Below are 9,710 nucleotides of genomic sequence, written 5' to 3' on the forward strand. Positions count from 1 at the left end.
AATTGATGAGCTTCCTAAAAGGTCAACTTCTTTGATCAGGTTGCCAACAAAAGCCTGGATCCCGACTGATGTCACACCTTTAGGAATTGTCACGGTGTTTGTAATTTTATTGTAGGCAAAAGCAGATGTCCCGATAGTTTTAAGTGCATCATCAAACGTGACTCCGGTAATTTGATTACCAGCAAACGCTTGATTGCCAATGCTTTGAACAGCAGCAGGAATTGGAATGGTTCCTTTAAGTCCCGCATACACAAAGGCGCCTTCGCCAATATCTTTAAGTGAGGTTGCATCCGACCAATTAACGTCAGAGAGTTTACTATCATAAACAAAGGCTTGATCCCCGATGCTCACCAAATTGGAATTAAGCGATACTTTTGCCAAATTGTCCATCGCAGCGAAGGCTTTCTCGCCAATTGTTTGAACGCTTTGTCCCAAATTCACTTGAGAAACGTGGGCATACGCAAACGCCAGTCGGCCAATAGTTGTCACTGAGTCCGGTAGTGTAATTGGTGTCGTCTGTTGAAGGCCGACAAAAGCCAAATTACCAATTGTTTTTAAATTCGTTGCTTGAGAGAAATCAACATTGGTCAAATTTTTCAAATACGCAAAAGCCGACTCTCCGATCGTTGTTAAGTATTTCGGGAGGGTCACGCTCACAACGCCGTCCTGGTAGTCAAATGCATGACTACCAATACTGGTTACTTTATATGTTTGGCCATCATTGGTAACCGTATCAGGAATCACGACGCTACTTTCGGTATTCCCCGATTGACCAAACCAGACATTAGCGCCCGTTACGGTTGCTGTTTTGTTTACAGAATCAAAGGACCACTTAAAATCAGACTGTGGTGTTGATTCCCCCGTTGTCGCTGTGTCAGCGGCCAACGCATCACGAGGGGACATCAAATAACCAGTATCAACAATACCGGTTCCAATCCCCAATGTAAGTGTTAACAACACTGCTGTCAGCTTTGATTGTTTCATTTAAATTCCCCCAGAAACAGGTTGTCACTATTGCATTAACTAATTAATTATATTGAATCAATCTTAAGTTACCCTTAAAAAGCCAACAAATTATTTCCGATCTGGCCATTAAGCCCCTATAACTTCTAAAGAGACCTGATCATTGGCCGACAGCTGTAAATCGTTCATTATGATGAGTTGGATGTTCCATTTCATCATTAATCACTTTAGCCATCGTTTCCGAAGTAATTTCTGATTTGCCAGCTGCATTGGTCAACAAACTGTCTTTCCCAAGCACAAAATCTGTCGCATCCCCCGGCTTAAAATTAGCGCTCGGTGAAACCGCAACCCAATTGACATTCTTGGTATTCATTAACAGTTGGTATTCCTTAAACTGTTGGCGTGGCACCTCAATAAACGATTCGTTATTGGGCATCTTTTCAAGCTTATCAATTAACCGATGTCCGTTGCCGGTTTCAAGGCTGGCAGCTCCCAGTATGAAGAACAGCCGGGGCTTATCAGTATTTTTTGCCAATTCAACCAGTCGAGCAGCCAAGTCAACGTGCTTATATGCCTGACTCATATCGTGGGTGGCAAATGCATCAACTAAGACATCCAAGTCTGAAATATCAACGCGTTGAACTTCAAAGGCGTCCTTCGTCACTAGTTTGACCCCGTCCGGCAGCATGTCCCGTGCTTTATCTGCATTGCGAACAAATCCTGTTACTTCAAAGCCACGGCGAACAGCTTCGTTGACAATTGCACTGCCAGCCATTCCGGTTGCCCCAATTACGCCTACTTTAAGTGTCATGTTCAAGCCTCCCAAAATAATCAATCGCGTGTCATATTATTGTGCAAATTGTTTTAATTTATATGATTAGTATCCGCTGATTTGTCACGGTGGTCAACTATTTTGACTGCGCTACGCCTTGTTGCAACTGCGTTTACGGCCACAAAAAAATCAGGAGCTTATCGACAGCTCCTGACTTGTTTAATGACTATTCAACTATTTATTAAGCTAACTTAACCGGCTTTCCGGCTACGTCAATTGTGATCGGCTCGCCACTGATTAATTTGAAGTGCGACCCATCCTGGTCGACGTCAACTTCAATCAGACGGTCACGGAAGACCTGTCTGAATGAGTAGTGTGACCATTTCTTCGGTAGGAATGGTGCGTAATGAATTTCACCATCCCGAACCCGCATGCCGGCAAATCCTTGAACAACTGCAATCCAGCCACCGGTCATCGCTGTAATATGCAGGCCGTCGACGGTGTCGTTATTGTAGTTGTCCAAGTCAAGTCGAGCAGTCCGCTCATACAATTCAACGGCCTTTTCTTCATAGTGAAGATCAGCTGCCAAGACTGAGTAATTAGCCGGTGACAAGCTTGATTCATGAACCGTGTATTGCTCGTAGAAGTCAAAGTTCGATTTCTTCTCTTCCGGCGTGAAATCATCGATGAAGTCCCAAATTCCTTGAAGAACATCTCCCTGCTTGATGTATGGCGAACGCAAGATTTTATCCCATGACCAATTCTGGTTAAGTGGCAGTTGGTCGGCAGGAATTTCTGAGACCGGCTTGAGGTCTTTGTCCAAGAAGCCGTCATGTTGAACAAAGATATTAAGATCCTTGTCATAAGGCAAATACATATGATCAACAATATCTTGCCAATGCTTCTTTTCGTCATCGCTGACATTTAACTTCTGAGCCTGTTCTGGTGAAACTTCTTTGAGAATTTCAAGTGTGTATTTCAACGTCCACTGGGCCAAAATGTTGGTGTACCAGTTGTTATCAACGTTGTTTTCATACTCGTCCGGACCAGTAACGCCGTGAATCATGTAATTCTTGTTTCGTTGGCTATAGTGAACCCGATCAGCCCAGAAACGGGAAATCTCAGTTAACACCTTTGAGCCTTCGTTTAGGACGTATGACGTATCACCCGTGTATCTGGTGTAATTATAAATCGCAAAGGCAATGTCACCATTTCGGTGAATTTCTTCAAAGGTGATTTCCCATTCGTTATGACACTCGATTCCGTCAAATGTCACCATTGGGAACAAAGCGCCCTTGAGGCCCTGCTGTTTGGCGTTATGGTAGGCACCATCAAGCTGCTTGTATCGATACATCAATAAGTTGCGTGTCACTTTGGGGTCGGTGATTCCCAGATAAACAGGAACGGCGAACGCTTCGGTATCCCAATAAGTGGCGCCACCGTACTTCTCACCAGTAAAGCCTTTAGGACCGATATTCAACCGTGAATCTTCACCGTAGTATGTGGAGAAGAGTTCAAACAAGTTGAAGCGAATTCCCTGTTGTGCCTCGGTATCCCCATCAATGACGATGTCAGACTTATTCCAACGATCTGCCCAAATCTTTGTGTGAGCAGCAAACAACTCGTCATAGGATTGACTTGCGACTTGATCGCTCAATTGAGTCATGGCAGCCGTTAAAGATTCTGTTGAATCATAATCCCGTGAGGTCACGACAATCACACGCTTTTCAAGTTGGGCTGAGTCGTTTGGTGCCAACTCGCCTGTGAACTGATTAACAACTTCTTTGTCGTTTGGCTGAGAAACATTTACTGCCTTCAAATCCGTCACATTGCGCATTTCCATCCCTGAGGTAAAACGTGGGGTGCCAAATGCATTCGGCGTCGTTTTAGCAACGACATTTCCACTATCGGTTCCCTGCTTGGTTGAAAGGACTTCCCAGAACCGTTCGTCATAATTGGCGTCTTCGTTCTTCACATCGGCATCGATTGAAGAATCAACTGTCAGATCGACTTTCGTTGAACCAAGATTCTTAACGGAAACCCGCTGGACGGAAAGTTCTTGCTGCGCAACACTCAAGAAACGTTCAAATTTAACGCCAACTTTGGCATCTCCTTTAGTAACGGTAAATGAGCGGGTTAACAATGCTTGTTTCATATCCAGGTTCAATTCAAAATCGCTGAATTGATCCTTAGCGAGGTCAACGGCGTCACCATTAATCTTGATGTTCATCTTAATGAAATTAACCGCGTTGACAACTTTACCAAAGTAATCTGGATAGCCGTTTTTCCACCAGCCAACCCGGGTCTTATCAGGATACCAGACACCACCGAGATAAACGCCGGCAAGACTGTCACCGCTATAGTTCTCCTCGAAGAAGCCACGCATCCCCATATAACCATTTCCAAGGCTGGTCATTGATTCCTGCAGGCGTTTGTCTTCAGGCTTGAAATCATGGGTCACAATATTCCAGGGCGCTACTTCAAAAGTTCTTTTCATAAGTTAATGTCCTTTCTATGCTCGATAAGTTTCTTTAATAAATCCAACTGAGACTGCTCCCAAGGCCATGATGATACCGGCTAACAGGAACATGTTTGGTTGTGCGTTTCCAAGTAATGGGAACAAACCAAAGCTGGCAAGTGAGGCAACAATTTGTGGCAGGCAGATTGAACCGTTGAATAGTCCGAGATAAGTCCCCATGTGCTCACCAGACAAGGCGTTGGTAACCATTGTTAATGGGTAAGTGTTCATAGATGCCCATGCCATTCCAACGAGGGTAAATGACACGATCAAAATGTACTGTGAATGAACGAAGAAGACGGAAATAAATCCAATTGCACCAAGCGCCAAGCTTAATGAATAGCCTAACTTATGGTGGTTATTTGGTAATTTAGCCAAAACGTATGACCAGATAACGGCGGCAATTGATTGAACGGCAGCGAGAACACCGTACCAGTTTCCGGCAGCTTGATAACCTGCAGAAGTTGCGTTGGTTGTGTTCCAAACGTTGCTGGCAATGGCTCCGGCAGAGTATGTCCAGAGGTATTGGAAGGCAACCCAGCAGAAGAATTGAACCAAGGTAACAGTCCAGAATACTTTTGGTGCCTTCTTCAGTAATTTCCACCAGTTGCCACCAGTTGAGTTGGCTTCTTCAGTAATGCCGTGATACTTGGCGTAAGTTTTAGGATCATATTCATGAACCTTGAAGATCGTTAACAGACTGGTAAGTAGTAGGATGGCGGCCCCAACGTAGAATGAAATCACAACTGATTGTGGGACAACCCCCTTCTTAGCGGTGTTGGCCACACCTAATGAGGTAAAGATGAATGGGAAGATGGCTGCGATGACCGCACCACCATTTGATAAGAAACTTTGAATTCCGTATGCGTAACTCTTTTGATCATCGTTAACCATGTCACCAACCATCATCTTAAATGGCTGCATCGCAATGTTTGACGACACATCCAGTAAGGCAACGGTAACGGCCCCAAACACCAGGGCCGTAATGGACGCGTACCCGAACCCGAAACTTCCCGAGTTAGGCAACAGACACATGACGATAATGGCAATCAGAGTTCCAAGTGCCAAATAAGGTAATCGACGGCCACCCAATTTTGGTGCCCAAGTTCGATCTGAATAGTAACCGATAATCGGTTGAACAATTAATCCGGCAAGTGGTGGCAAGATAAAGAACCACCCCAACTTATTAGGGTCTGCCCCGATGGTTTGGAAGATCCGACTCATCTGTGAGCTCTGCAGGGTAAATGCAATCTGCACACCCAAGAAGCCAAAGTTAATCATCCAAATTGTGCTGGCAGGAAGCGTGGGTAAACCAGACTTCTTAGTCGCTGCTGAACTACTTACTTCATCCATTTGTGATTCCTCCAATTCAAAAATATAAATTATAATAGCGTTTACATTTTGTATTATGACACCTTTTAAAATAAAATGCAAACGGTTGCATGAAATTGAGTGAGCATTTTGATCAATTTGTTCTCCGATTCTTTCTGGTACCGATTCCATTGCGGCTCTTCTTACTATTGAAGGAATGGATTTCGGACGAGTCTGTCACCAAGAAAATGAGTACCAAAATATTAAAGAAAAAAAGTTTTTTGACGATTTTCACTGATATATAACGTTTGTGGTCTAGACCTGAAGATAATTATGAAAAAGACGTATGTAAATACCGTCACTGTTTTCATTGCACTTCGATCAAAAATGTTTTATATTGAACAAGCATTCACAAGTAACTTGATGAACAACAATTTCATAAGGTGGTGAGATTTACATGTTGTTAGGTAGTGTTGAAGCTGGTGGTACAAAATTTGTTTGTGCCGTTGGTAACGAGGATTACCGGATTTTGGATCGGACGCAGTTTCCTACGACCACTCCAAAAGAGACCTTACAAAAGACTGTTGATTACTTCAAGCAGTTCAAGGATCTCAAGGCAATCTCGATTTCTTCATTTGGACCAATTGAGCTTCGTAAGAACTCGCCTAAGTACGGGTACATTACAAATACCCCGAAAAAAGGCTGGGCCAATACAAACTTTGTAGGTCGGATTAAAGAGGATTTTGATATCCCAATTAGTTGGACAACCGATGTTAACGGCTCCGCTTATGGCGAGTACGTGATGGCAACGCTGTTCAACGAAAAAATTAATTCGTTGGTTTATTACACCATTGGTACCGGAGTTGGTGCTGGTGCAATTGTCAACGGAAACTTCGTTGGTGATATCGGCCATCCCGAAATGGGGCACGTTCGTTTGAAACGTCATCCGGACGACCTTAACTTTAAGGGAATTTGCCCTTACCATGGCGACTGTTTGGAAGGCTTGGTTTCAGGACCAACATTTGAACCACGAACTGGTAAGAAGGGGCAAGATGTTCCGATAACGGATCACACTTGGGACATTATGGCGTTCTACGTTGCTCAAGCAGCAATTCAAGTCACCTTAATGCTCCGTCCAGCCAAGATTGTCTTTGGCGGCGGTGTTGTCAGCGAGGACTTCTTGAAGAAGGTTCGGGCACAGTTTAATGACTTACTGAACAATTACGTTGACGTTGGTGACCTCGATAAATATATCGTGATGCCGCTGGTCAAAGAAAATGGTTCAGCAACAGTCGGTGACTTTGCCTTAGCTTTGAAAGAATACAACAAGTAACAGATTATTTTTTTGACACATTCCGCAAACGTTTGTGGAATAACGGATATTAAAAGGAGATTATTTATATTATGAAAGCACTTGTATTTACTGGAAAACAACACATGGAAATTCAAGACATTGACAAGCCAGAATTAAAGCCTGACGAAGTACGTGTCGACACTGCTTACGCTGGTGTTTGTGGTACTGATCACGCCCTTTATAACGGCCTTCCAGGTTCAGCTGATGCTGTTCCTCCAATCGTCTTTGGTCACGAAAACTCAGGTGTTATTTCCGAAGTTGGTTCAAACGTTGATGGCTTCAAAGTTGGCGATCGTGTCACTGTTGACCCTAACATCTACTGTGGCAAATGTTTCTACTGCCACACTGGCCGTCCAGAACTCTGTGACAACCTCTCAGCCGTTGGTGTAACTCGTAATGGTGGCCTTGAAGAATCATTCACTGCTCCTGCCACAAACGTTTACCCTATTCCTGACAACGTATCTTTGAAGGATGCTGCTGTTATCGAACCAATCTCATGTGCCGTTCATGGTATCGACTTACTTAAATTGACACCATACCAAAAAGCCTTAGTTATTGGTGATGGCTTCATGGGTCAATTGTTCGCCCAAATCCTCCAAGCTTATGGTGTTCATCAAGTTGACTTGGCCGGAATTATCGACGAAAAGTTGGATCTCAACCGTGAAAAATTAGGTGTTACCAACACATTCAACACGACTCGTGACAAGCTTCCTGCTGACTACGATGTTGTTATCGAAGCCGTTGGATTACCACAAACTCAAGAACAAGCAATCGAAGCTACTCGCAAGGGTGCTCAAGTATTGATGTTCGGTGTTGGTAAGCCAGATGCTCATTTCTCAATGAACACTTACGAAGTTTACCAAAAGCAATTAACTGTTCAAGGTTCATTCATCAACCCTAATGCATTCGAAGACTCAATCGCCCTTCTCCAAAGTGGTGACTTGAACGTTGATGCCATCATCAGCAACGTCTTCGACTTAGACGAAGTTGAACCATTCTTGCAAGGTAAGACTAAAGGTGTTTCAAAGGCCGTTGTTAAAGTAGGTGAATAGTTTGAAAAATACCGAGGAATCAGCCAGCCAAGTATTAAATGGCCGGACGATCTCGATGTCCAAGTCGATTACCTTCTTCATCATTTCACTGGTAATCAACTCTGCCGGAAATGTACTGACACTGGTAACGAGTGCGCAAATCCACCCTTCCTACTTGGGATCGGCTTACTGGACTGCCGCAGAAGCTAACCTGGCTGTCGCATTTGGCTGGAATCTGTTTTGGACATTCTTAATTCTTGGAGTTGTGATTACAATTTTAAACGCCATCCTAGTGGGTCACTGGAGTTGGCGAAGAGCTTTAGGTAACTTGGTCTTCATGGTTCCTTTCTCCGCGTTGATTCAAGTATTCGAAGACTTCTTCCTTGGTAAGTACCCAGCATTGTTCAGTGGGTTCCCACCCGCAAAGACCCCATTCATGATCGGATTTTACATCGTCTTGAACTTCTTGGGTGTCGCAATGATTGGGACTGCAATCTCAATTTACCAGCGTGTCAACTTAGTGTTGCATCCCGCTGATGACTTAATGCAGATTCTGCGTTTTAAATATTTCAAAGGAAATGCCAACACAGCAATGTGGGCTTCTTACATCCCACCTACACTGATGGCGATCCTGGCATTCGCAATCACCCGTCAATTCACCAACTTCGGAATCGGAACCATTTTCGCGTTCCTATTCCAAGGTGGTATTACAGGAATTGCGGATACGAAAATCTTCCCTAACCTAAAGCATCAAGCGCTCGATGTTGGGAAAGATGAGTAAAGCTCGCATCAAATCGGCCTAAGATATTTCATCAAAAATCAAACACGATTTTAATGGACCTATCTTAGGTTTGATTTTCATAACAAATGTACACGGTTACAAAATTTGATACAAAAGAGGAAATTAATCATGGCAATTAAAGATGATATTACCGGAATCCAACACGTTGGTATTCCATCAGTTGATTTGGACAAAACAATTGAATTTTACAAGTCACTTGGCTTTGAAGAAGCCGGCTTGTTCCATAATGGTGAGAACCGTTGCGCATTCATGCGTTTTGGCAACCTAACCATTGAAACATGGGAAGGCGACCCAACTGCTCGTAAGGCTGGTGCAATCAACCATATTTCATTGAACACACCAGACGTTGAAAAAGCATTTGCTGACGCCAAGGCCCAAGGATTACGAATGGTTAACGACGAAATCCAATCAATTCCTTCATTCTGGGATAAGGGGATCAAATTCTTCAACATCCTCGGCCCTAACGAAGAAACAATCGAGTTCTGCCAAATTCTTTAGTCCCCGTCGGATGATTTGTTTTTGAAATAACTCTCAAACTACCTGATGGGACTCGTGCCATCAGGTAGTTTGTTTTATAATGAACTTAACTAATTAATCTATTCTTGAGAGGAAGTACTATAATGGCTCATATTTCTTTTGATGGCTCAAAATTATCAAAGTTCGTTCACGATAATGAACTTGGCGAAATGCAGGCATTGGTGAACGCTGCTGACGACGAATTGCGTAAAGGAACAGGTGCCGGCAGTGATTTCCGTGACTGGCTGACGCTTCCTAAAGACTACGACAAAGAAGAATTTGCTCGGATTCAAGCTGCTGCTAAGCAGATCCAATCAGATTCAAAGGTACTGGTTGTTATTGGAATCGGGGGTTCATACCTGGGTGCCAAGATGGCCGTTGATTTCTTGAACGACACCTTCTTCAACTATCTGCCAGATGACCGCAGAAAGTTCCCGCAAGTG

General features: G+C 43.7%; 8 protein-coding genes and 1 pseudogene. 5 read left to right on the forward strand and 4 right to left on the reverse strand.

The annotated features are described in order from the left end of the window. From AB3112_RS05130 to AB3112_RS05145, 4 genes are all read right to left on the reverse strand, one after another. The coding region (locus tag AB3112_RS05130; protein WP_367334062.1) for a leucine-rich repeat domain-containing protein at positions 1–984 on the reverse strand (984 nt) is incomplete at its 3' end. A gap of 139 nt (positions 985–1,123) precedes the next feature. After that, a complete protein-coding gene (locus AB3112_RS05135; protein ID WP_084973968.1) occupies positions 1,124–1,774 on the reverse strand; it encodes an NAD(P)-dependent oxidoreductase in 651 nt (216 codons plus the stop codon). Positions 1,775–1,976: 202 nt separating this feature from the next. Next, positions 1,977–4,232, reverse strand: a complete 2,256-nt coding sequence (locus AB3112_RS05140; RefSeq protein WP_367334063.1) for a glycoside hydrolase family 65 protein — start codon at positions 4,230–4,232, stop codon at positions 1,977–1,979. Positions 4,233–4,247: 15 nt separating this feature from the next. Next, on the reverse strand, positions 4,248–5,606 hold the full coding sequence (locus tag AB3112_RS05145) for an SLC45 family MFS transporter (RefSeq protein ID WP_057909862.1): 1,359 nt from the start codon (positions 5,604–5,606) through the stop codon (positions 4,248–4,250). Positions 5,607–6,021: 415 nt separating this feature from the next. On the opposite strand from AB3112_RS05145, the gene scrK reads away from it, so the two are divergent. The 5 genes and pseudogenes from scrK to pgi all read left to right on the forward strand — a co-directional run. Continuing rightward, positions 6,022–6,897 carry a fructokinase ScrK gene (scrK, locus tag AB3112_RS05150; RefSeq protein WP_084973964.1) on the forward strand — a complete coding sequence of 292 codons (876 nt, stop codon included), beginning with the start codon at positions 6,022–6,024 and terminating at the stop codon, positions 6,895–6,897. Between the two features lie 71 nt (positions 6,898–6,968). Continuing rightward, the gene (locus AB3112_RS05155; RefSeq protein ID WP_057909860.1) at positions 6,969–7,970 is read left to right on the forward strand and encodes a zinc-dependent alcohol dehydrogenase family protein; all 1,002 of its coding nucleotides are present in this window, start codon (positions 6,969–6,971) and stop codon (positions 7,968–7,970) included. A 1-nt stretch (position 7,971) separates the two neighbouring features. Beyond that, positions 7,972–8,730: a hypothetical protein gene (locus AB3112_RS05160; RefSeq protein ID WP_057909859.1), complete on the forward strand. Its 759-nt coding sequence runs from the start codon at positions 7,972–7,974 to the stop codon at positions 8,728–8,730. A gap of 129 nt (positions 8,731–8,859) precedes the next feature. Further along, positions 8,860–9,249, forward strand: coding sequence for a VOC family protein (locus AB3112_RS05165; protein ID WP_057909858.1), 390 nt, complete (start codon positions 8,860–8,862; stop codon positions 9,247–9,249). Positions 9,250–9,371: 122 nt separating this feature from the next. After that, positions 9,372–9,710: pseudogene (pgi, locus tag AB3112_RS05170) on the forward strand (glucose-6-phosphate isomerase); the annotation flags it as partial.

The sequence above is a fragment of the Lentilactobacillus sp. genome (assembly GCF_040773105.1).
Lineage (GTDB): Bacteria > Bacillota > Bacilli > Lactobacillales > Lactobacillaceae > Lentilactobacillus > Lentilactobacillus parabuchneri.